Here is a 22,820-nt window from a genome sequence, read left to right on the forward strand (position 1 = left end):
CAAATGCCACCTATAAATGAAGAAATACGCAAAAGGCTATAATATTGGGCTATCTGAAAGGCCATCGGCTTAGGCCCAAAGCATCAGCCCAAAAAAATGCAGCTCCTCACGATCGGAATCAACCACCACACTGCGCCTGTCGCTCTGCGCGAACGCGTGGCGTTTCCGCTCGAACAGCTGAAGCCCGCGCTGGGCGCGCTGAAGGACATTTGGCTTGGCCCGCTCGCGAAGGCGTCGCCCGAAGCGGCGATTCTCTCGACCTGCAATCGCACAGAACTCTACTGCGCCACCGACGACTCCGCCGCCCGCGAAGCCGCGATCCAGTGGCTCTCGAAGTACCACAACATTCCCGTTCCCGAGCTCGCGCCGCATGTCTATGCGCTGCCGCAGTCGGAAGCGGTGCGTCACGCGTTCCGCGTCGCATCGGGGCTGGACTCGATGGTGCTCGGAGAGACGCAAATCGTCGGACAAATGAAGGACGCGGTGCGCACCGCGTCCGAAGCCGGCGCGCTCGGCACGTATCTCAATCAGTTGTTCCAGCGCACGTTCGCAGTCGCGAAGGAAGTTCGCACGACGACCGAAATCGGCGCGCAATCCGTCTCGATGGCCGCCGCCGCCGTGCGCCTCGCGCAGCGCATCTTCGAGAATATTTCCAGCCAGCGCGTGCTGTTCATCGGCGCGGGCGAAATGATCGAGCTCTGCGCCACCCATTTCGCGGCGCAGAATCCGCGTGAGCTGGTCGTCGCCAACCGCACGGCGGAGCGCGGCGAGAAGCTCGCCGGCCGCTTCAACGGCCGCGCGATTCCGCTTTCCGAATTGCCGTCGCGCATGCACGAGTTCGACATCATCGTGTCGTGCACGGCGTCGACGCTGCCGATCATCGGTCTCGGCGCGGTCGAGCGTGCAGTGCGCGCGCGCCGGCATCGCCCGATCTTCATGGTCGATCTCGCCGTGCCGCGCGATATCGAGCCGGAAGTCGGCAATTTGCAGGACGTGTTCCTCTACACCGTCGACGATCTCGGTGCGATCGTGCGCGAGGGCAACGCGTCGCGTCAGGCGGCGGTCGCGCAGGCCGAATCGATCATCGAGACGCGCGTCGCGAATTTCATGCAATGGCTCGATGCGCGCAGCATCGTGCCGGTCATCCGCCACATGCACACGCAGGCGGACGCGCTGCGCCGCGCCGAACTCGAACGCGCGCGCAAGATGCTCGCGCGCGGCGACGACCCCGCCGCCGTGCTCGAAGCGCTCTCGCAATCGCTCACGAACAAGCTGATTCACGGTCCGACGCACGCGCTCAACCGAGCAAGCAGCGAGGAGCGCAACCAGCTCATCGACCTGATGAGCGGCTTCTACCGTCACGGCTCGTCGTCCGATTCGTCGGAACGTTAGCGGCCTTCTCTTTGCTATTCTCAAAGGCTGTCCGCGATTTACGCGGCGGCTTTCCGATCGCAGTTCTTCCTGACGCTCACCGCGTCATCTCCGTCCGATGAAAACGAGCATGCAAGGCAAGCTCGACCAGCTTGCAAAGCGGCTGGTCGATCTCAACGAACTGCTGAGCCGCGAAGACGTGACTTCCGACATGGATCAGTACCGGAAACTCACGCGCGAGCACGCGGAAATCAGTCCGATCGTCGAGCAATACGCTCTGTGGCGACAGGCTTTGACCGACGAAGCGACCGCGCAGGAACTGCTTTCCGATCCGTCGATGCGCGATTTCGCCGAAGAGGAAATCGGCGAGGCGCGCGAGCGCATGACGAAGATCGAAGGCGAACTGCAGACGATGCTTCTGCCGAAAGATCCGAACGACGATCGCAACATCTTCATCGAAATTCGCGCGGGCACGGGCGGCGACGAATCCGCGCTGTTCGCGGGCGATCTGCTGCGCATGTATCTGCGTTATGCGGAACGCAATCGCTGGACGGCCGAGACGATGTCAGAAAGCGTCTCGGATCTCGGCGGCTATAAGGAAGTGATCGTGCGGCTCGCCGGACAGGGCGCGTATTCGCGGCTCAAGTTCGAATCGGGCGGGCATCGCGTGCAGCGGGTTCCGGCGACGGAAACGCAAGGCCGCATTCATACGTCCGCGTGCACGGTCGCGGTGATGCCGGAAGCCGATGAGATCAGCGAAGTCGTCATCAATCCGGCCGATTTGCGCATCGATACGTTCCGCGCGTCAGGCGCGGGCGGGCAGCACATCAACAAGACGGATTCGGCGGTGCGCGTCACGCACTTGCCGACGGGCATCGTCGTCGAATGTCAGGATGACCGCTCGCAGCACAAGAACAAGGATCGCGCGCTGAAGGTGCTGGCCGCGCGCATCAAGGACAAGCAGTATCACGAGCAGCACGCGAAGGAAGCGGCGACGCGCAAGAGTCTGATCGGCTCGGGCGACCGTTCGGAACGCATTCGCACGTACAACTTCCCGCAAGGGCGCATGACGGATCACCGCATCAACCTCACGCTCTACAAGCTCGAGTACATCATGGACGGCGATCTCGACGAACTGATCGGCGCGCTCGTGTCCGAGCATCAGGCGGAGCAGCTCGCGGCGCTCGGGGAAACGGAGTGAGCGACGCCGCCGCGTTATTGCGCGCGTGCGCGCTGCCGCCGCTCGAAGCGCGCATTCTCTTGATGCACGTACTCGGCTGGCGGCGCACGGAACTCATCACGCGCGATCGCGAGACGCTGCCGCAAGACGCGGTCGCGCGTTTCGAGGCGCTCGCGGCGCGGCGCTCGAACGGCGAGCCGATCGCGCAGTTGATCGGCAAGCGCGAATTCTTCGGCCTCGAATTCGACGTGACGCCCGACGTGCTGATCCCGCGGCCGGAAACCGAGTTGCTCGTGGAACTCACGCTCGAAGCCATCGCCGATGCGTCGAACCCGCGCGTGCTCGATCTCGGCACGGGAACCGGCGCGATCGCGATTTCGATCGCCCACGCGCGGCCCGATGCGCGCGTGTGGGCCGTCGACCGGTCGCGCGCCGCGCTCGATGTCGCGCGCGGCAACGCTTCGCGCCTGCTGAAGAGCGGTAACGTGACCTTCGTCGAAAGCGATTGGACCGCGAACATCGATCCGTCGTTGCGGTTCGAGGCGATCGTCAGCAATCCGCCGTATATCGCGAGCGGCGATCCGCATCTCGAACAAGGCGACCTGCGCTTCGAGCCGCGCGGCGCGCTCACCGACGACGCCGACGGTTTGTCCGCGATCCGCACGATCGTCGATAACGCGCCGCGTCTTCTCGCGCACGACGGCGCGCTGTGGATCGAGCACGGCTACGACCAGGCGGAATCGGTGCGCGCGCTGCTCACCGCACGCGGTTTCAGCGACGTGCACTCGATGCGCGATCTCGCGGGCATCGAACGTTGCTCGGGCGGCCGGTTTGCGGCCTGACGGCCCGGCTCGTGTAATCGAAATCCGCTATCATTTCGAGAACTCTCACCGAAATCTCAAGCGCAGGAACGCCATGGATACGCAAGAACGCATCAAGCAAATCGTCGATCAGAACGCGGTCGTCCTTTTCATGAAGGGCACGGCGCAATTCCCGATGTGCGGCTTCTCCGGCCGCGCAATCCAAGTGCTCAAGGCATGCGGCGTCGATCAGATCAAGACCGTGAACGTCCTCGAAGACGACGACATCCGCCAGGGCATCAAGGAATTCTCCAACTGGCCGACCATTCCGCAGCTCTACGTGAAGGGCGAGTTCATCGGCGGCTCGGACATCATGATGGAGATGTATCAATCGGGCGAACTGCAACAGCTTTTCGCCGCCGCTTAAGTCTTTAGCAAGTGAGCGCGCCCGCTGCCGCGAAACGACGGCTCATCGTCGCGATCACCGGCGCAACGGGCGCCATCTACGGCGTGCGTCTGCTCGAGACGCTGCGCCGGCTGTCCGGCGTCGAGACGCATCTGCTCGTTTCCAGCGCCGGCTGGCTCAATATCCAGCACGAACTCGAACTCGATAAAGCCGCGGTCCACGCATTCGCCGATGTCGTCCACAGCGTGCGCGATGTCGGCGCGACCATTGCGTCGGGTTCGTTCGCAACCGACGGCATGGTGGTCGCACCCTGTTCGATGCGAACGCTCGCGAGCATCGCGCACGGTCTCTCCGACAATCTCATCACTCGCGCCGCCGATGTCGTGCTGAAAGAACGTCGCCGTCTGGTGCTGCTTGTGCGCGAAACGCCGTTCAACCTCGCGCATCTGCGGAATATGACGGCCGTCACCGAAATGGGCGGTGTGATCTTTCCGCCGTTGCCGGCGTTCTATCAGAAGCCCGCGAGCATCGACGAAATGGTCGATCACACCGTCGCGCGCGTCATCGATCTGTTCGGCTTTGCCCAACCGGTTGCACCCGCGTGGCGCGGGCTGCGCGGCGAAGCGTCGGATTGACAACGCCGGCGACACAATTCGTTGCCCGCCGGACCGTTTATAAACGTAGCTAGCGGTACTACATTCACGGCATACCGCTTAGGAATTTGCCGCCATGAGCCGACTCCCCACCGTTTTCATTTCCCACGGCGCGCCGACGCTGCCGATCGACCCGTCGATGCCGTCCGCCGAATTCGCATCGCTCGGTCAGACGCTGCCGCGCCCCCGCGCCATTTTGATGCTGTCCGCGCATTGGGGCACGGCGCAGCCGGTCGCTAGCACGGCCGAGCGCCCGGAAACCATCCACGACTTCTACGGCTTCCCGCGCGCGCTCTACGAACTGCGCTATCCGGCGCCCGGCGCGCCCGATCTGGCGAAGCGCGCCGCCGCGCTACTCGGCGCGCAAGGCATTCCCGCCGCGACGACGAATCACGGGCTCGATCACGGCGCATGGGTGCCGATGCTGCTGATGTTCCCCGACGCCGAGGTGCCGGTCACGCAGCTATCGATTCAGCCGCATCTCAATGCCGCGCACCATTTCCGCATCGGCCGGGCGCTGCGCGAGTTGCGCTATGACGGCGTGATGATCGTCGGTTCGGGGCAAATCACGCACAATCTGCGCATGGCCGATTTCAGCGCTCGCCCTGAAGACGCCGATCCGCGCGTGGCCGAATTCACCGACTGGTTCGAGAGCCGCATGGCCGAACGCGACATCGACGCCCTGCTCGACTATCGTGCACGCGCGCCGCACGCCGCGCTGATGCATCCGACCGACGAGCATCTGCTGCCGGTGTTCAGCGCGCTCGGCGCGGCGGCGGACGATTATCGGCTCGGCATCCAGTCGCTCGGCACATTCCAGCGTGCGCTCGCGATGACCAACTACGTCTTCACCGACGACTGATCGAAAAAAAGCCCGCCTGATCGCTCAGGCGGGCTTTTTCGGCGAAGGCGAAACGCTTACGCGCCGACTTCGTGAAGAATGTCGTCGGTGCTTTCGCGTTCTTCGAGATAGGTCGTGCGATAACCCGTGTGCACGCCCCAGTAATAGAAGATCAGCGCGAGCACGGCGACCGCCGCCATGTCCCAGCCGTACGGCAGCAATCCGTTTCCGCCGAAGTCCTTGCTGCCGATCAGCGACATGACCGCCATCGACGGCAGATAGGCCACGAGCCACCAAGCAGCCTTCAGATCGCGGCCCCAGCCTGCGAAACCGACCTTGCTCTGAAAATAGAAGTACACCGGCAACGCGACGACCATCAGCAGAATGATCTCGCCGGTCAGCGGCCACTTCGCCCAGAACAGCACGAGCGACGCGCACACGAATGCGAACGGCGCGACCAGGCCCATCAGCGGAATATTGACCGGGCGATCCAGATCCGGCGCCGCGCGGCGCAACGCCATCAGGCTGACCGGGCCGGTGAGATACGAGATGACCGTCGCCACCGAGATCACCGCCGCGAGCGTGCCCCAGCCGCGGAAGAAGAACAGGAACACGAAAGACACGAACAGGTTGAACCACATCGCCTGACGCGGTACGCCGTAAAACGGATGCACGTTGCCGAACATCTTCGGCATCGTGTTGTTGCGCTCCATCGCGTAGATCATGCGCGTGGTCGTGGCCATATAGGTCGTGCCGGTGCCGCTCGGACTGACGAACGCATCGACGTACAAGAGGATGGCGAGCCAATTCAGGTTGAGCGCGATCGCCAGTTCCGCGAACGGCGATGCAAAGTTGAAGTGCTGCCAGCCCTTCGCCACATCCGCCGGATTCACCGCGCCGATGTACGCGATCTGAAGCAGCACGTAGATCACGAGCGCGATCAGGATCGAACCGACCACGGCGAACGGGATGCTTTTCGCCGGATGGCGCGCCTCGCCCGCGAGGTTCACCGGGCTCTGAAAGCCGTTGAAGCTGAACACGATCCCGCTCGTCGCCACGGCGGTGAGAACCGCGGACCATCCGAACGGCGCGAAATTCGACGCCGTGCCGAAGTTCTCCGAATGGAAGCCCGAGAAGACGAGGCCGCCGATCGTCAAACCCGGCACCAGGAACTTGAAGATCGTGATGATCGAGTTCGCGCGCGCGAACAGCTTGACGCCCCAGTAATTCAGCAGGAAGTAAATGACGACCAGCACGGCCGACAACAGCAGGCCAGTAGTCGTGAGCGTATGTCCGACGAACAGCTCGTGCGCCCATTCGTACGGCCAGGTGCTCATGTACTGGATGGACGCTTCCGCTTCGATCGGAATGACGGACACGATCGCGATCCAGTTCGCCCAAGCGCTGATGAATCCGACCAGCGCGCCGTGCGAATAGCGCGCGTAGCGCACCATGCCGCCGGATTCGGGAAAGGTTGCGCCCAGTTCGGCGTAGGTCAGCGCAATCGCCAGAATGACCACCGCACCGATGATCCACGCGCAAATCGCGGCGGGTCCGGCGATCTGCGACGCCTTCCACGCACCGAACAGCCACCCCGACCCGATGATGGATCCGAGGCCCGTCAGCATCAGCGCCAACGGACCGATGTTTCGCTTAATCGACTTCTCTGTCACTTTTCCTCCAAATATCTCGCACTGCCGGAATAGAAACGGCTCGCGGAGCCGCCGTTGCCCGATCCAGCAACGACCATGTCTGGCAGCCGGCGATATCGGTGCAACCGTCAAGAAGGCGCGTAGTTTAACGGTTGCACCTTTCGAATGCAGTGCATATTGGAGAGAAGTTCGCCCCAAAGCGGGGATTCCTTGAGCCAGTCGAGACCGGATGCGCAAGCGCTGTAAAATTTGCTTACGCATCTCAAAAAAATCCCTTCAGAGTTGTCGGATATTAATTGACCGCGAAATCGTTTCGCCGTATAAAGCTTCTTGCAGGATTTCAAGTGGCGAGTGAATTGGTTCTTTCGAGTTCGCCATCACGGTACTCCGGTTGGTCCCATTGCCCCTTCCTTGATTTTCCGCACCCCTGGGCTTCGGCCTTATTCATCATTTTTTTGGAACAAGTAACATGGAAACCGGTACCGTCAAGTGGTTCAATGACGCAAAGGGCTTTGGCTTCATCACTCCGGATGGCGGCGGCGAAGATCTGTTCGCGCACTTCTCGGAAATCCGCATCGAAGGCTTCAAGACGCTTCAGGAAAACCAAAAGGTTTCCTACGAAGTGAAGACCGGCCCGAAGGGCAAGCAAGCCGCGAACATCAAGCCGGTCTAAGACCCGCTAGAATTCGTATGAAAAACCCCGCTTCGGCGGGGTTTTTTGTTTTCTGCGCGGCTGCGTGATCCGCATCAGGCGAAGATGCGTTGCGCGTAGATTCCGAGTCCTTTCGCCACGCTGGCGAGGCGATCGCCGAATACCGGTTTCGCGCCGGGAAACGCCGCCGAAAGCGCGTCCGACAGGAATCGCAGACCCGTCGTGCCACCTGTGAAATAGACCGCGCCCACGTCCGCCGGCGCGACGCCCGCCCGCTTGAGCGTCTCGTGCGCCGCCTCGACGATCCGCCGCGTTTCGTCCGCGCCGGCCGCGATGAGCTGCGTCTCGTCGAACCCGACGCGCAGCGCTTCTTCCACCTCTTCCATGTCGATTTCGGTCGTGCCGCCCGCGGCGACGTCGATCTTCGCTTCCTCGGCGTGCGCGGTCAGCGCGTGCCCGAGCCGGCGATACACGACGCGCATCAGCCGATCGTGATGCCGCACGTCGGTGTAGAGATGGCGCATCAGTTGCAATTCGCTCACGCGCTTCGGCGTATAGACCGTGTTGATCAGATGCCAGGTCGCGAGATCGAAATACACGGGGCTCGGCACTTCGCGCCCTTTCGGATCGAGCGATTGATAGCCGAGTTCGCGCAGCACCGTCGCGAGTTCCACGCGCCGGTCGAAATCCGTGCCGGCGACGTGCACGCCGTGGTGCGCGAGCACATCGCCCTTGCGCTCGAGATGCCGCGCGCGCTCCGGACCGACGCGCACGAGCGAAAAGTCCGACGTGCCGCCGCCGATATCGGCGACCAGGACGAGGCCTTCCTGCGTCAGCCCGGCCTCATAGTCGAAGGCCGCCGCGATCGGCTCGTACTGGAAATGGATCTCGCGCAAGCCGACCGCGTGCGCGCACGCTTCGAGCTGCTTTTGCGCGAGATGGTCGGCGCGCGGATCGTCGTCGACGAAAAATACGGGGCGGCCGAGCACCGCGCGCGTGAGCGGTTCGGCGGAGAGCGCCTGCGCCTTCTGCTTCAAATGCTGCAGAAAGAGCGTGATGACATCGGTGTATTTGATCGCCGAGCCGTCGCCCAGGTCGGTGCTGTTGTCCGCGAGCGGCGAACCGAGAATGCTCTTCATCGAGCGCATCAGGCGGCCGTCGAAGCCGTCGATGTACGCTTCGAGCGCCGCGCGGCCGTAGGACTGGTTATTCTCGTCGGTGTTGAAGAAAACCGCGGTGGGCAGCGTCGTCGCTTCGCCTTCGACGGGCGCCAGCCGGATCGACAATCCGTCGGGCAAAGCCACCGCTGAATTCGATGTGCCGAAATCGATCGCGCAATAAGTCATGGGCATCGGCGGCGTCCTGAAGACGCCGCATTCAAACATGGACGGCGTTTTTAACACGTTCGCGCGGGCGCATCAACCGCATTTCAGATATTTTTAAACCATTGAGTTTATTCGACAAAAGCGGAATATAACTTGCTCGCCTCGCGGCAATTTGTTTGATTTCGAGAGCACGCTCCGGACGCATGAACGAAACCGCCACGCCACGGGAGACCCGTTTGAGCGATACAGCCAGCGATCGCCCGGCCATCATCGAAACCGATCTGCCCGGGCGGCTCGATCGCCTGCCGTGGGGACGCTTTCACACGCTGATCGTCCTTGCGCTCGGCATCACCTGGCTGCTCGACGGCCTCGAAGTGACGCTCGCCGGCGCGGTCGCGAGCGCGCTGAAATCGAGCCCGGCGCTGCAGTTTTCGAATGCCGATGTCGGTATCGCGGGCAGCGCGTATATCGCGGGCGCGGTGCTCGGCGCGCTCGGGTTCGGCTGGCTCACGGACCGGCTCGGCCGGCGCAAGCTGTTCTTCATCACGCTCTTTCTGTACGTGGCCGCGACCGCCGCGACCGCGTTCTCGTGGAATCTCGCCACGTTCGTACTGTTCCGTTTTCTGACGGGCGCGGGCATCGGCGGCGAATACACGGCAATCAATTCGACGATTCAGGAATTCACGCCCGCCCGCCTGCGCGGCTGGACCGATCTCGCGATCAACGGCACGTTCTGGGTCGGCGCGGGCATCGGCGCGGCGGGCTCGATCGTGCTGCTCGATCCCGCGCTGCTTCCGCCCGATTGGGGCTGGCGGGCGTGCTTTCTGATCGGCGCGGCGCTCGGGCTCACGATTCTCTTCATGCGCATGTGGGTGCCGGAAAGCCCGCGCTGGCTCATCACGCACAACCGCGCAGACGAGGCGAGGCACGTCGTCGAGGAAATCGAGGCGCATTTCCGGCAGCACGGCATCGAGATTCCCGACACGCCCGTCAAGCCGCTGCGTCTGCACGCGCGTGATGGCACGCCGATCCGCGAAGTCGTCCACACGCTGTTCAAGGCGCATCGCAGCCGCTCGCTCGTCGGATTGGTGCTGATGACCGCGCAGGCGTTCTTCTACAACGCGATTTTCTTCACCTACGCGCTCGTGCTGACCGATTTCTATCATGTGCCGGGCGATCACATCGGCTGGTACGTGCTGCCGTTCGCCGCCGGGAATTTTCTCGGTCCGGTGCTGCTCGGCAGACTTTTCGACGTGCTCGGACGGCGTCGCATGATCGCGTCGACGTATGCGATCTCGGGCGTGCTGCTGACGGTGAGCGGCTGGATGTTCATGCACGGCATGCTCACCGTGACGACGCAAACCATCGCGTGGATGGTGATTTTCTTCTTCGCGTCGGCGGCGGCAAGTTCCGCGTATCTGACCGTGAGCGAGACGTTCCCGCTGGAAATTCGCGCGCTCGCCATCGCCGTGTTCTACGCGTTCGGCACGGCGCTCGGCGGCATTATCGGGCCGACGCTTTTCGGCCAGTTGATCGACACGCACGAGCGCGGCCCTGTGTTCGTCGGCTATCTGATCGGCTCGCTGCTGATGATCGCGGCGGCGGTCGTCGCCGGAATCTGGGGCGTCGCGGCGGAGCGCAAATCGCTCGAAGATGTCGCTCGTCCGCTGTCGGCGGCGGACGAGCACTGACCGCGCTTACTTGAACGCCTTGTCCCACGCGCCTTCGAAGGCCGTTTCAGCCAGCGTCTTGCGTGCGCGCGGCGCCGCTTCGCGCTCGCGCAGCGCGTCGTCGAGCTCGCTCGCGTCGCCGTGATGCCCGATCGCGATCATCGCGATGATCTCGACATCGGCTGGAACCGAGAACGCCTGACGGAAGGCGTCGCGGTCGAAGCCGCCCATCTGATGCGTCGCGAGTCCGAGCGCGTGCGCCTGGAGCACCAGCGCCATCGCGGCCGCGCCGGTGTCATAAGTCGCGGTGCGGTTCGCGTCGCCTTTCGGCGTGAGCGTCGAGGCCGTCACGCAGACGAGCAGCGGCACGTTCACGTTCCATTTTTGATTCGACGGCGCGAGCGTATCGAACGCGCGCTTGAACGCGGCTTCGTCGCGATGACGATCGAACGCGATGAAACGCCACGGCTGCAAATTGTTCGACGACGGCGCCCAACGCGCCGCTTCGAGCAGGCGATGCAACGTCGTGCGCTCGATCGGCGCATTGGAAAAGGCGCGCGGGCTCCAGCGGCCGGCGATCAGTTCGTGGATGTCGACATCGGTCGGAGCGGGTTTCGTGCTCATGTTGGTCCTCGTTGGCGTGATGAAAGACAAACGGCGCGCATCGGCAAAGATGCGCGCCGTTCAACGCGACAAGGATAAACAAGCTCGCGCGCGCGTGCAGATCGTCAGGTCGCGGCGACGCCCATCGTCCGGCCCGCGCGATTGATGCGCAGCACCGTCACGGCGGCGACGAGGCACAGGCCGCCGGAGATCATCGTGGCGACGGTATAGCTGCCGAGGCTCGAACGCAGCATGCCGCCGCCGAGCGCCGCGAACGCCGCGCCGAGCTGATGGCCCGCGACGACCCAGCCGAACACGATCGGCGCCGATTCCTTGCCGTAGACATCGGTGGCGAGGCGCACGGTCGGCGGCACGGTGGCGATCCAGTCGAGCCCGTAGAACACGGCGAAGAGCGGCAGGCCGAAGAAATCGATGCCGAACGCATACGGCAGATAGATCAGCGACAGTCCGCGAAGGCCGTAGTACCAGAACAGCAGCACGCGCGAGTTGAAACGGTCGGAAAGCCAGCCGGAGAGCGTCGTGCCGAACAGATCGAAAATGCCCATCGCGGCGAGCAGCGTCGCGCCCTGCACTTGCGTCATGCCGTAGTCGGAGCACATCGCGATCAGATGCGTGCCGACGTAACCGTTCGTGCTCGCGCCGCAGACGAAGAAGCTGAAGAACAGCAGCCAGAAATCGCGCGTCTTGCTGGCCATCGCGAGCGTGCCGAACGCGACCTTGATCGGATTTTTCGGCGGCGGGAGCGCGCCGGGCGGCAAGTCGGCGGTCTCGCCGACCGGACGCAGCGAGAGATCGGCCGGGCGCTCGGGCAGCAGCCACGCGACGAGCGGCAACACGATCGCCGCCGCCGCCGCGACGACGAACACCACCGGACGCCAGCCGTAATGCTCGGAGATCGAAGCGAGGAACGGCAGGAACACGAGCTGGCCGGTCGCGGAACTCGCGGTGAGAATGCCCATCGCGAGACCGCGATGCGTCGTGAACCAGCGATTCACGATCGTCGCGGACAGCGTGAGCGCGGCCACGCCCGTCGCGCTGCCGACCATCACGCCCCAGACGAGCACCATTTGCCACGGCTCGGTCATCATCGACGAAATGCCGACGCCGGCGGCAAGCGTCGCAATTGCGGCCAGCACGGTCGGGCGCACGCCGAAACGCTGCATCGCGGCCGCGGCGAACGGGCCCGCGAGACCGTAGAGCGCGAGATTGATCGAAATCGCCAGCGAAATCGTGCCGCGCGACCAGCCGAACTGCTTTTCGAGCGGCAACATCATGACGCTCGGCGTTGCGCGCGTGCCAGCCGCCGCGAGCAACACCAGGAACACGACGCCCACCGCGACCCAGCCGTAATGCATACGGCCGTTCAGCCGTCTCGCTACCCAATTCATCGCTGCTCCGTCAGGTTGATTTTTATCTCAAGCAAGAACCTTCGTTACCGTTCTGTCACATCAGAGTTGCGAGCTTAGTTACCGATCGGTAACATGTCAAGCATGCAGCAGAAATCATCGAGGATCCGATCTTGACCCGAGTAACGTCCGATCAGCCGAAAACCGCCGCCCGTCGCAACGCGCGCACGGACGCGGCGACCGCGCAGGAGCAATTGCTCGACGCGGCGCAGGAGCTTTTCTATCGCGACGGCATCCGCGCGATCGGCGTCGATGCCGTCGTCGAGCGGGCGGGCGTCAATAAAATGAGCCTGTATCGGCAATTCGCGTCGAAAGACGAACTCGTCGTCGCGTATCTGGAGCGCATGGATGAAAGATTCCGGCGGCGCTTCGAGGCGAGCGTCGCGAAACATCCCGGCGAGCCGGCGAAACAGCTCGTCCAGGCGCTCGAAGATCTGGTGAAGCGCGCGTCGTCGCCCGATTACCGCGGCTGCCCGTTCGTGAACATCGCGTGCGAATTCGGCGATCCGGCGCATCCCGCGCGCCAATCGGTCGAGCGCAACAAAAATTACCTGATGACCCGTCTCGCCGAAATTTCGGCGGCCGCCGGAGCGGATAATCCCGTCGAACTGGCGGAATCGCTCGCGTTGCTCGTCGACGGCATCTACGCGACGAGCCAGACCTACGGCCCCGGTTCGGGCCCGCTGCTCGCCGCGCCGCGCATCGCGCGCACGCTGATCGCGGCGGCCTGCGCCGGGCATCGCAAACAGGAAGATTCATGAATGACAGCAGCAACCGCGACGACGTGATCGCGGCGACCCGACACTGGCTCACCCGCGCGGTGATCGGACTCAACCTGTGCCCGTTCGCGAAGAGCGTGCATGTCAAAGAGCAGATTCGCTATGTGGTGAGCGAGGCGCGCGGCGTGGACGACCTCGTCGTGGAACTGACCGATGAACTTCGCCTCTTGCGCGACACCGACGCGGAAGTAATCGACACGACGCTTTTCATCACGCCGCACGCGTTCGCCGATTTCGCCGACTATAACGACGCGCTCTTCTTCGCCGAGCGCCTCGTCGATCAATTGGGACTCGCGGGCGAATTGCAGATCGCGAGTTTTCATCCGGACTATCGGTTCGAAGGCACCGGGCCCGACGATATCGACAACTACACGAATCGCGCGCCGTACCCGACGTTCCATCTGATCCGCGAAGCGAGCATCGATCGCGCGGTGGCTGCATTTCCCGATGCGGCCGACATCTACGAACGCAATATCGAAACGCTGCGCCGTCTCGGGCACGACGGCTTCGCAGCGTGGATGAAAGAGAAGTCCTGATCAGTGCGCGGGCGCGAAAAAGCGCTCGCGCAACTCGTCCAGCCCGAGCGTTTCCAGCACGTCAGACAGCCTTTGCGCAGGCCGGCCGCGCGGCAAGTCCTTGAATTGCGCAACGATGAGCTCGTTCTTCAGCGAATGTTCCCAGCCGACGAGTTCCGTTACGCTCACCTGATAACCGTGCGATTCGAGCTGCAGGCAGCGCAGCACGTTCGTGATCTGGCTCCCGAATTCGCGCGTGTGCAGCGGATGCCGCCACATTTCCGTCAGCACGTTCTTCGAAAGCGAGTGGCCCTTGTTCTTGCGCAGCACCGAAGCCACTTCCGCCTGACAGCACGGCACCACGACGATGTATTTCGCTTTCTTTTGCAGAGCGAACTGGATGGCGTCGTCGGTGGCGGTGTTGCACGCGTGAAGCGCGGTGACGATATCGATCGAATCAGGTAGACGATCTGAATCAATTGATTCGGCCACCGACAGATTCAAAAATGACATCCCCGTAAACCCGAGTCGGCCAGCCAATTCTTCCGATTTTTTTACGAGCTCTTCGCGCGTCTCGATTCCAAAGATGTGTGACCGATCGCGCAGAGTCTTGAAGAAGAGATCGTAGAGAATAAACCCAAGATAGGATTTTCCTGCACCGTGATCGACAAGTGATACGGCCCCTTGGCGCTCGTGAACTTCGGCGAGAAGCGGTTCGATGAACTGATAGAGGTGATAGACCTGCTTCAGTTTGCGGCGGCTGTCCTGATTCATCTTGCCGTCGCGCGTGAGGATATGGAGTTCCTTCAGCAGTTCGATCGACTGGCCTGGACGAATCTCGTGTTTGGTGGATGGGTCGGGTGTGCCCGGAGCCGACGCGGAGGACTTCCTGGTCATCTTGAAGGTGTGTTGAATAAAAAAAGCGGAGCAGTTCGCGCCGAATGTGCGCTAACCGCTGGTTCTGCCGTCTCAAAAGGGGAAGTTTACCCAAAAGCGCGAAGACGCTCTTGTTCCAGCCACGGCTGATCGGCCAATGCGTGGCAGCAAACGCATGGAACGGATTGTGCATCGTCGGACAATGAGGCCATTGGAAAAGACGACACAGCGTGGCCTCGCGGCTGCGTACCGATGCAGCAAGCAGGAGCAACAAGCCAGTAACAAGCCGTGCCTCGACACGTCGAACGTCGTCACCCGCGCCCACCTTGTTACGTAACACCTAACGCACAGCGCGGCGAATGCGACTCGCCGGCGCCATGAACATGAGAGGACGGCGATGGATGCGATCCCGGACAAGAAAGCAGAGAAACAATTTCAGGAGATGCTCGCGGCACTGACCGCGATGCCCGCGTGGAGCGAAAAGCAGCAACTCGAACTCGAAATGGCACGAGAGATTTCCGTGGAGATGTTGCGCCTCGCCGAATCGATGCGCGACGGATCCACCGATATCGAAACGTGCCTGACCATGCTGAAGTACGCCAAGGTGATGGATTTCGTCCTGACGACGCTCGCGTCACGCCGCGAGATTGCGCCGCAAACGTTGCGCGTGATCTTCAAGCTGGCGGGTCTGAAGGTCGATGAAGCCTATCCGGGCTGACGCGATCGCGCGTCTGAAACCGGTGCGCGTTCCGAGCGCGCGCCGGCGTCAGCTTTTGCGTTTGGTCATGAGGCGCGCCGCGGACTGACGCATGTGCCGCTGCATCGCGGCTTGCGCCTGTATGGCGTCGCGCGCTTCCAGTGCTTCCAGAATCTCGCGATGCTCGCCAAGCGCGGCCGCCCACGTTTCCTCTCCTTCGAAGTGCCCACGTAGTGTCGATGACAGCGGACTATGCCGCTCGTCATACAGACTGCCGACCGTTCGCACGAGCACGTCGTTGCCGGTCATCTGCGCGATCGCGATGTGAAACGCGCGATCGGCCGCCATCGGCACCTGGCCGTTCGCGACTTCGCGCGCCATCGTCTCGTACACGGCGCGCAACGCCTTGATCTCTTTCGGTTTCGCGAACGGCGCGACGCTCGCCGCGATCGCGCCCTCGATTACGCCGCGCGCGTTCATGATCTCGATCGGGCTTTCGCCCAGTTCCGCTTCGCTCGTCGCCGGCTTCGCCGACGGCGCCGCGACGATGTACACGCCCGAGCCCATGCGAATTTCGACGCGCCCTTCCAGTTCCAGCGCGACAAGCGCCTCGCGCACCGATGGCCGCGACACGCCGAGCGTCTGCGCCAGTTCGCGCTCGGACGGCAAGCGGCCGTTCGGCGCGAAATCCTGCTGTTCGATCAGCCCGCGCAGCTTGTCGGCGATCTGTAGATAGAGGCGACGCGTTTCGGCTGGTTTGACGCTCACGAGCTGGCTCCTGCTTTTCGTCTCGGGGAAAACGTGGATTGTAATCAGTGGAAGGGTTGACGCGCCGTGGGGCGGGCGTTTGCCGTCCGCAGACTGCTTACAAGTGGCTTGACCAATTCTATTTCAAGACACTAGTATGCAATCCGGTAAGGCCAGGTGGGCCAATTTTTTTACGGCGATCTGGAACCGTTCCCAGACCAAATTCCTCCCTAGCGCGCGCGACGATGAGCAATCCGATTCTTCAATTCGGCACCAGCCGCTTTTTGCAGGCACACGTCGATTTTTTCGTGACCGTTGCAGCGCGCCGCGATCCGGCGAAAGCGCTCGGCAAGATCACCGTCGTCCAGACGACGTCGAGCGCCGACAGCCGCGCGCGTGTCGAGGCCTTGCGCTCGGCCGGGCGTTATCCGGTGCGCATCCGTGGCCGTCAGCGCGATGAAACCATCGATATGACGGTCGAATGCGATGCCATCACCGAAGCGCTGCACGCGAACGAAGACTGGCCCTTGCTGATCGAGCGCGTGAAGCGCGACGTGAAAGTGATCGTCTCGAACACCGCCGACGCAGGGTACGCGCTTTTCGATGAAGACACCGCCGATCTGCTCGACGGCCAGCGCACGCCGCGCGGCTTCGCGGCAAAGCTCGCGGTGCTGCTGCACGCGCGGCATCGCGCCGGCGGCGCGCCGATCACGCTTCTGCCCTGCGAACTCGTTTCGCGCAACGGCGATACGCTGCGCGATCTGGTGATCGGCGTGGCGCGCGGCTGGAACGTCGACGACGCGTTCATCGCTTATCTGACGAACGACTGCGTGTGGGTGAATTCGCTCGTGGACCGCATCGTGTCGGAGCCGATACAACCTGTCGGCGCGATCGCGGAGCCGTACGCGCTGTGGGCGATCGAGCGTCAGGACGGCATGGTATTGCCGTGCGAGCACGAGGACATCGTCGTCACCGACGATCTCGCGCACTACGAACGCCTCAAGCTTCTGATGCTGAATCTCGGCCACACGATGCTCGCGCAGATCTGGCGCACGCGCGACGGCTCGCCGGACATGACCGTACTCGACGCGATGGGCGATCCGGCCTATCGCGAGCCGCTCGAAGCGACGTGGCGCGACGAAGTGCTTCCCGTATTCGCGGCGCTCGGCAAAGGCGACGTTGCGGCCGACTACCTCGCGAGCGTGCGCAACCGCTTCGAGAACCCGTTTCTCGTCCATCGGCTCGCTGACATCGCGCGCAATCACGACGAGAAGAAAGTTCGACGCTTTCAGCCCGTCATCGATCTGGCGCGCGAACTGAAGCTCGACATCGAACAAACGCGTCTTCGCGACGCACTCGAAACCGCCTGACGACCGGCCCGACCGATTTTCAATCACGGCTCACCGCGCCGGCATCGCGGATCGAGCTGGAACACATTGAAGTGCCGCCCCATTGAGGAGACAAACGATGCGCAAAATGCGTTGGGTAGTGATATTTCTGGCCTTTCTGGCAATCGCGATCAATTACATCGATCGTGCAAACCTTGCGGTCGCCGCGCCGCAAATCGAAAAAGCGCTCAATATCGGCCCGGCCGAAATGGGCTTCATCCTGAGCGGCTTCTTCTGGAGCTACGCGCTCATGCAGATGCCGTTCGGCTGGTTCGTCGATCGCGTCGGCGCACGCATCGCACTGCCGCTCGCGGTGGGCTGGTGGTCGGTGTTCACGGCGTTGACCGCGGTTGCGACGAGCGTCGTCGGCATGTTCGGCTGCCGCCTGATGCTGGGCGTCGGCGAAGCGGGCGCGTATCCGTCGTGCGCGAAGCTCGTGTCGCAATGGTTCACAAAATCGCAGCGCGCATTCGCGACCAGCATCTTCGATTCGGGCTCGCGCGTGGGTTCGGCACTGTCCATTCCGGTCGTCGCGTTCATCATCAGCTCGTTCGGCTGGGAAGCGTCGTTCGTCATTACCGGCGTGATCGGCTTCGTGTGGATTCTCGGCTGGTTCCTGATCTACCGTAACAAGTCGAAGGGCGATCTCACCGGCGAAACCGATGTCGCGCCGGTGCCGGTTGCGCCGAAGAACAAGGTGTCGTGGGCGTCGCTGTTCAAGTACCGCACGCTGTGGGGCATGATGCTCGGCTTCTTCTGCCTGAACTTCGTGATCTACTTCTTCATCACCTGGTTCCCGAGCTATCTCGTGCAGGCGCACGGCTTCTCGCTGAAATCGCTCGGCACGCTCGGCACGATTCCCGCGCTGATGTCGATTCCCGGCGGCTGGCTCGGCGGCTTCATCTCCGATTCGCTCTTCAAGCGCGGCTGGAGCCTGACCGCCGCACGCAAGACCTGCATGGTCGGCGGCATGCTGATGTCGTCCGTCATCACGCTGTGCGCGTTCGTCGAAAACATTTATCTGATGCTCGCGTTCTTCGGCATCGCTTACGCGAGTCTCGCGTTCGCCGCTGCATCGATCTGGTCGCTCCCGAGCGACGTCGCGCCGACGCCGGATCACGTCGCGTCGATCGGCGGCATCCAGAATTTCGCGTCGAATCTGGCAGGCATCGTCATCACCACGTTCACCGGCGTGATGCTCGCGATCACCAAGGGCTCGTTCGTGATTCCGCTGTGCGTCGCGGGCGGCTTCTGCTTCCTCGGCGCGTTCAGCTATCTTTTCATTGTCGGCAAGATCGAACCGCTCAATCGCGCCGAAGAAGAGCAAGCCCGGCGCGACGACGGTCGCGCACCTTCCACGGTCTGAGTCTGAGAACAAAACCATGTCCACCACATCCACCGACCATGCGGTCATCCGGCTGCATCCCAACGACGACGTCGTGATCGCGACGCGTCAGTTGCTCTCCGGCGCGCGGATCGCGTCGGAGGATCTCGTCGTCGCCGGGCTGATTCCGCCGGGCCACAAGATCGCGACGCGCGATATCGCGGCGGGCGCGCCCGTGAAGCGCTACAACCAGATCATCGGCGTGGCGAAGGAAGCGATCGCGCGCGGGCAGCACGTCCACACGCACAATCTGTCGATGGCCGATTTCGCGCGCGAGCACGAGTTCGGCGTCGATCTGCATCCGACGCCGTTCGTCGACAAGCCCGCGACTTTCATGGGCATCCGCCGCGAGGACGGCCGCGTCGCCACGCGCAATTTCGTCGGCGTGCTGACGAGCGTGAACTGCTCGGCGACGGTCGCCCGCGCGATCGCCGATCATTTCCGGCGCGACGTGCATCCGGAAGCGCTCGCGGATTACCCGAACGTCGACGGCGTGATCGCGCTGACGCACGGTCTCGGATGCGGCATCGACATGCAGGGCGAAGGGCTCGGCATCTTGCGGCGCACGCTTGCGGGTTACGCGGTGCATCCGAATTTTCATTCGGTGCTGTTCGTGGGTCTGGGATGCGAGACCAATCAGATTTCCGGTGTGCTCGAATCGAGCGGGCTGAAGGACGGTTCGCATCTGAAGAGCTTCACGATTCAGGATAGCGGCGGCACGCGCAAGACGATCGAACGCGGCATCGCGCTGGTGAAGGAAATGCTCGCCGATGCCAATCGCGTGCAGCGCGAGCCGCTGCCGGCGTCGCACCTGATCGTCGGTTTGCAGTGCGGCGGGTCGGATGGCTATTCGGGCATTTCGGCGAATCCCGCATTGGGCGCGGCGGTCGACAAGCTCGTCGCGCATGGCGGCACGGCGATTCTTTCCGAAACGCCGGAAGTGTATGGCGCGGAGCATCTGCTGACGCGCCGCGCGGTGAGCCGCGAGGTCGGAGAGAAACTGCTCACGCGTATCAAGTGGTGGGAAGAATACTGCGCGCGCAATGGCGCGGCGATGGACAACAATCCGTCGGCAGGCAACAAGGTCGGCGGATTGACGACGATCCTCGAGAAATCGCTCGGCGCGGTCGCGAAAGGCGGGACAACGAATCTCGTCGAAGTGTACGAGTACGCTCAGCGCATCGACGCGAAAGGCTTCGTGTTCATGGATTCGCCCGGCTACGATCCGATGTCGGCGACGGGCCAGGTTGCATCGGGCGCAAATCTGATCTGCTTCACGACGGGACGCGGTTCGGCTTATGGATGCGCGCCGTCGCCGTCGCTCAAACTGGCGACGAACACCGCGCTGTGGGAACGCCAGGAAGAGGACATGGATATCAATTGCGGCGGCGTGATCGACGGCTCCGCGACCATCGAACAACTCGGCGACGAAATCTTCCAGATGATGCTCGACTGTGCGTCAGGCGTGGCGTCGAAGAGCGAACTCCACGGGTATGGGCAGAGTGAGTTCGTGCCTTGGCAGGTGGGTGTGGTGACTTGAGGCTTCTATTTTGGTGAAAAAAACGCGCCGTGTTCCGGCGCGTTTTTCTTTGATCAGGCCGGTCCGAGGTCGATTTGGATTGGCTCGTCGGAACAGTCGAACACTGTGCCGTGAAGCCGCACTTCGCACCATTCGCGAAAGAGTTTGAGCGATCGCTTCTGCGGCCACAATGCGTCGTCCGTGTACCAGTCGTCGAGCATCTGGTCGAAAATCGTCTGCCAGTTTCGGTTGATCCATTTCTCGGCGGACTCAATAACATCGTCGCCTCCGCATGGAATCAGGAACGTGTTTGGGTCGTCGCGCGCCTCGTCGAAAAGAACGGGACGCTGCGGGTCTGGTGCCGGATCGGCGCGGTTGATCCAATCGACGAACGGCTGCTTCGGCAAGACGACAGCAACCGCTCGATTGGTGATGAGAAGCGCATCGGATGGCATGTTCGCGACCTCGTTGGGAGCGCGGACGATCAGACCGTCTCGGCGTGCTGCGCCATCATCTGCAACGCGACCGCTTCCGCCACTTCGATGCCGTCGATCGCAGCCGAATAGATGCCCCCAGCGTAGCCCGCGCCCTCTCCCGCCGGATAAAGCCCCTCCACATTGACGCTCTGATAGTCGTCCTTGCGACGCACGCGGATCGGCGACGACGTGCGCGTCTCGACACCGGTCAACACTGCGTCGTGCATCGCGAATCCCTTGATCTTCTTGTCGAGCTCGGGCAACGCTTCGCGAATCGCTTCGATCACGTAATCGGGCAGCGCGGTGCTCAGATCGGTCGGCTTTACGCCCGGCTTGTAGGACGGCGCCACGGAACCGAGCGAAGTGGATGCGCGCCCCGCGATGAAATCGCCGACGAGTTGCCCCGGCGCGGAGTAGTCGCCGCCGCCGAGTTCGAACGCGCGCTCTTCCCACTTGCGCTGAAACGCGATGCCGGCCAGCGGGCCGCCCGGGTAGTCATCCGGCGTAATGCCGACGACGATGCCCGCGTTCGCATTACGCTCGGCGCGCGAATACTGGCTCATGCCGTTCGTCACGACGCGGCCCGGCTCGGACGTCGCCGCGACGACCGTGCCGCCCGGGCACATGCAGAAGCTATAGACCGCGCGTCCATTGCTGCAGTGATGGACCACTTTGTAGTCGGCCGCGCCGAGCTTTTCGTGGCCGGCGAATTTCCCGAAGCGGCTTCTGTCGATGACGCCTTGCGGATGCTCGATCCGGAAGCCGAGCGAGAACGGCTTGGCCTCCATGTAGACGCCGCGTTCGTGCAGCATCTCGAACGTATCGCGTGCGCTGTGACCGACGGCGAGCACGACGTGATCGCAGCGCAGCGTTTCGCCCGTCGAAAGCTTGAGCCCGCGCACCTTGCCGTTATCGATGTCGATGTCTTCAACCCGGTGCTGAAATCGCACTTCCCCGCCAAGCTGATGGATTTGCGCGCGCATCTTCTCGACCATGCTCACCAGCCGGAAGGTACCGATGTGCGGCCGGCTCAAATACAGAATGTCTTCCGGCGCGCCAGCTTTGACGAACTCGTCGAGCACCTTGCGGCCGTAATGTTTGGGATCCTTGATCTGGCTGTAGAGCTTGCCGTCCGAGAACGTGCCTGCGCCGCCTTCGCCGAACTGCACGTTCGATTCCGGATTGAGCTCGTTGCGACGCCAGAGGCCCCACGTGTCTTTCGTCCGCTCGCGCACCGCTTTGCCGCGTTCGAGAATGATCGGCCGAAAGCCCATCTGCGCGAGGATCAAGCCGGCGAAAAGCCCGCACGGTCCCATGCCGATGACGACGGGACGCAGCATCGTCGATTGCGCCGGCGCTTTTGCGACGAAACGATACGCCATGTCGGGCGTCACGCCGCAGTGCGGATGCGGATGCGCTTCCAGTCGCTTCAACACCGACGCTTCGTCTCGCAACTCGACATCGATGATGTAGGTGAGCTTGATATCGGCGCGCTTGCGGGCATCGTGTGCGCGGCGAAATACGTGAAAGCTCACGAGTTCGTTCGCGCCAACGCCGATTTCCGCGAGACGCGCGAGAACCGCAGTTTCGATAGCCGATTCGGGATGATCGAGCGAGAGCTTGAGTTCGCTTAGACGTAGCATGGGGAAATCGACGGCGCTGCCGTACTTTTTGAAAAGCTGTAGAGAGATTCTAGCGCTTGCGCAACGCGCACTTCGCGGATTTGCAGATACCGCGCTTCAAACGCAAAAACCCCACCTTTTTGGGGTGGGGTTTTTGTTTGGAGCATGAGGAGCCTGACGATTACCTACTTTCACACGGGTATCCGCACTATCATCGGCGTGGAGTCGTTTCACGGT

At 62.7% G+C, this 22,820-nt stretch carries 22 protein-coding genes; 14 read left to right on the forward strand and 8 right to left on the reverse strand.

The features are described 5' to 3' along the window. Positions 1-96 precede the first annotated feature (96 nt). The 6 genes from hemA (at position 97) to QCE49_RS11575 (ending at position 5,272) form a co-directional block, all read left to right on the forward strand. The gene (hemA, locus tag QCE49_RS11550) at positions 97-1,392 is read left to right on the forward strand and encodes a glutamyl-tRNA reductase (RefSeq protein ID WP_250435234.1); all 1,296 of its coding nucleotides are present in this window, start codon (positions 97-99) and stop codon (positions 1,390-1,392) included. 97 nt (positions 1,393-1,489) lie between these two features. Then, positions 1,490-2,572, forward strand: coding sequence for a peptide chain release factor 1 (gene prfA, locus QCE49_RS11555; protein WP_034473922.1), 1,083 nt, complete (start codon positions 1,490-1,492; stop codon positions 2,570-2,572). After that, on the forward strand, positions 2,569-3,393 hold the full coding sequence (prmC, locus tag QCE49_RS11560; RefSeq protein ID WP_239295460.1) for a peptide chain release factor N(5)-glutamine methyltransferase: 825 nt from the start codon (positions 2,569-2,571) through the stop codon (positions 3,391-3,393). Before prfA ends, prmC begins: the two co-directional genes overlap by 4 nt. A gap of 73 nt (positions 3,394-3,466) precedes the next feature. Next, a complete protein-coding gene (gene grxD, locus QCE49_RS11565) occupies positions 3,467-3,778 on the forward strand; it encodes a Grx4 family monothiol glutaredoxin (protein WP_008344391.1) in 312 nt (103 codons plus the stop codon). Positions 3,779-3,789: 11 nt separating this feature from the next. Next, positions 3,790-4,392, forward strand: a complete 603-nt coding sequence (locus QCE49_RS11570) for a UbiX family flavin prenyltransferase (protein ID WP_034473917.1) — start codon at positions 3,790-3,792, stop codon at positions 4,390-4,392. A gap of 94 nt (positions 4,393-4,486) precedes the next feature. Continuing rightward, positions 4,487-5,272, forward strand: coding sequence for a class III extradiol ring-cleavage dioxygenase (locus QCE49_RS11575; protein WP_250460040.1), 786 nt, complete (start codon positions 4,487-4,489; stop codon positions 5,270-5,272). A 56-nt stretch (positions 5,273-5,328) separates the two neighbouring features. Here the strand turns inward: QCE49_RS11575 and QCE49_RS11580 are convergent, their stop codons facing one another. Continuing rightward, positions 5,329-6,879 carry an APC family permease gene (locus tag QCE49_RS11580; protein ID WP_075583595.1) on the reverse strand — a complete coding sequence of 517 codons (1,551 nt, stop codon included), beginning with the start codon at positions 6,877-6,879 and terminating at the stop codon, positions 5,329-5,331. 493 nt (positions 6,880-7,372) lie between these two features. On the opposite strand from QCE49_RS11580, the gene QCE49_RS11585 reads away from it, so the two are divergent. Next, complete coding sequence (locus QCE49_RS11585; RefSeq protein WP_007000074.1) at positions 7,373-7,576, forward strand: cold-shock protein; 204 nt, start codon at positions 7,373-7,375, stop codon at positions 7,574-7,576. A gap of 74 nt (positions 7,577-7,650) precedes the next feature. Here QCE49_RS11585 and QCE49_RS11590 read toward each other — a convergent pair whose 3' ends face one another. Then, positions 7,651-8,901, reverse strand: a complete 1,251-nt coding sequence (locus QCE49_RS11590) for an Hsp70 family protein (RefSeq protein ID WP_250460059.1) — start codon at positions 8,899-8,901, stop codon at positions 7,651-7,653. Between the two features lie 182 nt (positions 8,902-9,083). Here QCE49_RS11590 and QCE49_RS11595 point away from each other — a divergent pair, with 182 nt between their 5' ends. Next, entirely contained in the window at positions 9,084-10,571 is a 1,488-nt protein-coding gene (locus QCE49_RS11595; RefSeq protein WP_175983103.1) for an MFS transporter, read from the forward strand. A 6-nt stretch (positions 10,572-10,577) separates the two neighbouring features. Here QCE49_RS11595 and QCE49_RS11600 read toward each other — a convergent pair whose 3' ends face one another. After that, on the reverse strand, positions 10,578-11,174 hold the full coding sequence (locus QCE49_RS11600; RefSeq protein WP_250440230.1) for a nitroreductase family protein: 597 nt from the start codon (positions 11,172-11,174) through the stop codon (positions 10,578-10,580). Positions 11,175-11,278: 104 nt separating this feature from the next. Continuing rightward, entirely contained in the window at positions 11,279-12,562 is a 1,284-nt protein-coding gene (locus QCE49_RS11605; RefSeq protein WP_033536108.1) for an MFS transporter, read from the reverse strand. Between the two features lie 131 nt (positions 12,563-12,693). Here QCE49_RS11605 and QCE49_RS11610 point away from each other — a divergent pair, with 131 nt between their 5' ends. Continuing rightward, entirely contained in the window at positions 12,694-13,341 is a 648-nt protein-coding gene (locus QCE49_RS11610; protein WP_250460038.1) for a TetR/AcrR family transcriptional regulator, read from the forward strand. After that, a complete protein-coding gene (locus QCE49_RS11615; RefSeq protein ID WP_008344378.1) occupies positions 13,338-13,895 on the forward strand; it encodes a DUF1415 domain-containing protein in 558 nt (185 codons plus the stop codon). The genes QCE49_RS11610 and QCE49_RS11615 overlap by 4 nt, the downstream gene beginning before the upstream one ends. On the opposite strand, the gene QCE49_RS11620 is transcribed toward QCE49_RS11615, so the two are convergent. Beyond that, positions 13,896-14,687, reverse strand: a complete 792-nt coding sequence (locus tag QCE49_RS11620; RefSeq protein WP_309806069.1) for an SAM-dependent methyltransferase — start codon at positions 14,685-14,687, stop codon at positions 13,896-13,898. It abuts the gene before it with no gap. Between the two features lie 460 nt (positions 14,688-15,147). Here QCE49_RS11620 and QCE49_RS11625 point away from each other — a divergent pair, with 460 nt between their 5' ends. Next, positions 15,148-15,468 (forward strand): hypothetical protein, encoded by a 321-nt coding sequence (locus QCE49_RS11625; protein WP_008344375.1) that lies wholly within the window; start codon positions 15,148-15,150, stop codon positions 15,466-15,468. Between the two features lie 48 nt (positions 15,469-15,516). Here QCE49_RS11625 and QCE49_RS11630 read toward each other — a convergent pair whose 3' ends face one another. Next, entirely contained in the window at positions 15,517-16,215 is a 699-nt protein-coding gene (locus QCE49_RS11630; RefSeq protein ID WP_175983099.1) for a FadR/GntR family transcriptional regulator, read from the reverse strand. Positions 16,216-16,439: 224 nt separating this feature from the next. Here QCE49_RS11630 and QCE49_RS11635 point away from each other — a divergent pair, with 224 nt between their 5' ends. The 3 genes from QCE49_RS11635 to QCE49_RS11645 all read left to right on the forward strand — a co-directional run bounded on the left by QCE49_RS11635 (position 16,440) and on the right by QCE49_RS11645 (position 20,506). Then, positions 16,440-17,564 (forward strand): mannitol dehydrogenase family protein, encoded by a 1,125-nt coding sequence (locus QCE49_RS11635; RefSeq protein ID WP_250460036.1) that lies wholly within the window; start codon positions 16,440-16,442, stop codon positions 17,562-17,564. Between the two features lie 97 nt (positions 17,565-17,661). After that, positions 17,662-18,948, forward strand: a complete 1,287-nt coding sequence (locus tag QCE49_RS11640; protein ID WP_008344369.1) for an MFS transporter — start codon at positions 17,662-17,664, stop codon at positions 18,946-18,948. Between the two features lie 16 nt (positions 18,949-18,964). Next, entirely contained in the window at positions 18,965-20,506 is a 1,542-nt protein-coding gene (locus QCE49_RS11645) for a UxaA family hydrolase (protein ID WP_008344367.1), read from the forward strand. 53 nt (positions 20,507-20,559) lie between these two features. On the opposite strand, the gene QCE49_RS11650 is transcribed toward QCE49_RS11645, so the two are convergent. Both QCE49_RS11650 and QCE49_RS11655 read right to left on the reverse strand, forming a co-directional pair. Continuing rightward, positions 20,560-20,940 (reverse strand): hypothetical protein, encoded by a 381-nt coding sequence (locus QCE49_RS11650; RefSeq protein ID WP_250460034.1) that lies wholly within the window; start codon positions 20,938-20,940, stop codon positions 20,560-20,562. A 29-nt stretch (positions 20,941-20,969) separates the two neighbouring features. Next, on the reverse strand, positions 20,970-22,604 hold the full coding sequence (locus tag QCE49_RS11655; RefSeq protein ID WP_250435243.1) for an NAD(P)/FAD-dependent oxidoreductase: 1,635 nt from the start codon (positions 22,602-22,604) through the stop codon (positions 20,970-20,972). Positions 22,605-22,820: the final 216 nt, after the last annotated feature.

Source organism: Caballeronia sp. LZ008, assembly GCF_031451435.1.
In the GTDB taxonomy this organism is placed as follows: Bacteria; Pseudomonadota; Gammaproteobacteria; order Burkholderiales; family Burkholderiaceae; genus Caballeronia; species Caballeronia zhejiangensis.

Coding starts and splice junctions, on each gene's coding strand:
- QCE49_RS11625 (WP_008344375.1), top strand. CDS start 15,148: ATGGATGCGATCCCGGACAAGAAAGCAGAGAAACAATTTCAGGAGATG.
- QCE49_RS11590 (WP_250460059.1), bottom strand. CDS start 8,901: ATGACTTATTGCGCGATCGATTTCGGCACATCGAATTCAGCGGTGGCT.
- QCE49_RS11600 (WP_250440230.1), bottom strand. CDS start 11,174: ATGAGCACGAAACCCGCTCCGACCGATGTCGACATCCACGAACTGATC.
- QCE49_RS11595 (WP_175983103.1), top strand. CDS start 9,084: ATGAACGAAACCGCCACGCCACGGGAGACCCGTTTGAGCGATACAGCC.
- QCE49_RS11635 (WP_250460036.1), top strand. CDS start 16,440: ATGAGCAATCCGATTCTTCAATTCGGCACCAGCCGCTTTTTGCAGGCA.
- QCE49_RS11650 (WP_250460034.1), bottom strand. CDS start 20,940: ATGCCATCCGATGCGCTTCTCATCACCAATCGAGCGGTTGCTGTCGTC.
- QCE49_RS11615 (WP_008344378.1), top strand. CDS start 13,338: ATGAATGACAGCAGCAACCGCGACGACGTGATCGCGGCGACCCGACAC.
- QCE49_RS11640 (WP_008344369.1), top strand. CDS start 17,662: ATGCGCAAAATGCGTTGGGTAGTGATATTTCTGGCCTTTCTGGCAATC.
- hemA (WP_250435234.1), top strand. CDS start 97: ATGCAGCTCCTCACGATCGGAATCAACCACCACACTGCGCCTGTCGCT.
- QCE49_RS11605 (WP_033536108.1), bottom strand. CDS start 12,562: ATGAATTGGGTAGCGAGACGGCTGAACGGCCGTATGCATTACGGCTGG.
- prfA (WP_034473922.1), top strand. CDS start 1,490: ATGAAAACGAGCATGCAAGGCAAGCTCGACCAGCTTGCAAAGCGGCTG.
- QCE49_RS11575 (WP_250460040.1), top strand. CDS start 4,487: ATGAGCCGACTCCCCACCGTTTTCATTTCCCACGGCGCGCCGACGCTG.
- QCE49_RS11655 (WP_250435243.1), bottom strand. CDS start 22,604: ATGCTACGTCTAAGCGAACTCAAGCTCTCGCTCGATCATCCCGAATCG.
- QCE49_RS11645 (WP_008344367.1), top strand. CDS start 18,965: ATGTCCACCACATCCACCGACCATGCGGTCATCCGGCTGCATCCCAAC.
- QCE49_RS11580 (WP_075583595.1), bottom strand. CDS start 6,879: ATGCTGACGGGCCTCGGATCCATCATCGGGTCGGGGTGGCTGTTCGGT.
- grxD (WP_008344391.1), top strand. CDS start 3,467: ATGGATACGCAAGAACGCATCAAGCAAATCGTCGATCAGAACGCGGTC.
- QCE49_RS11585 (WP_007000074.1), top strand. CDS start 7,373: ATGGAAACCGGTACCGTCAAGTGGTTCAATGACGCAAAGGGCTTTGGC.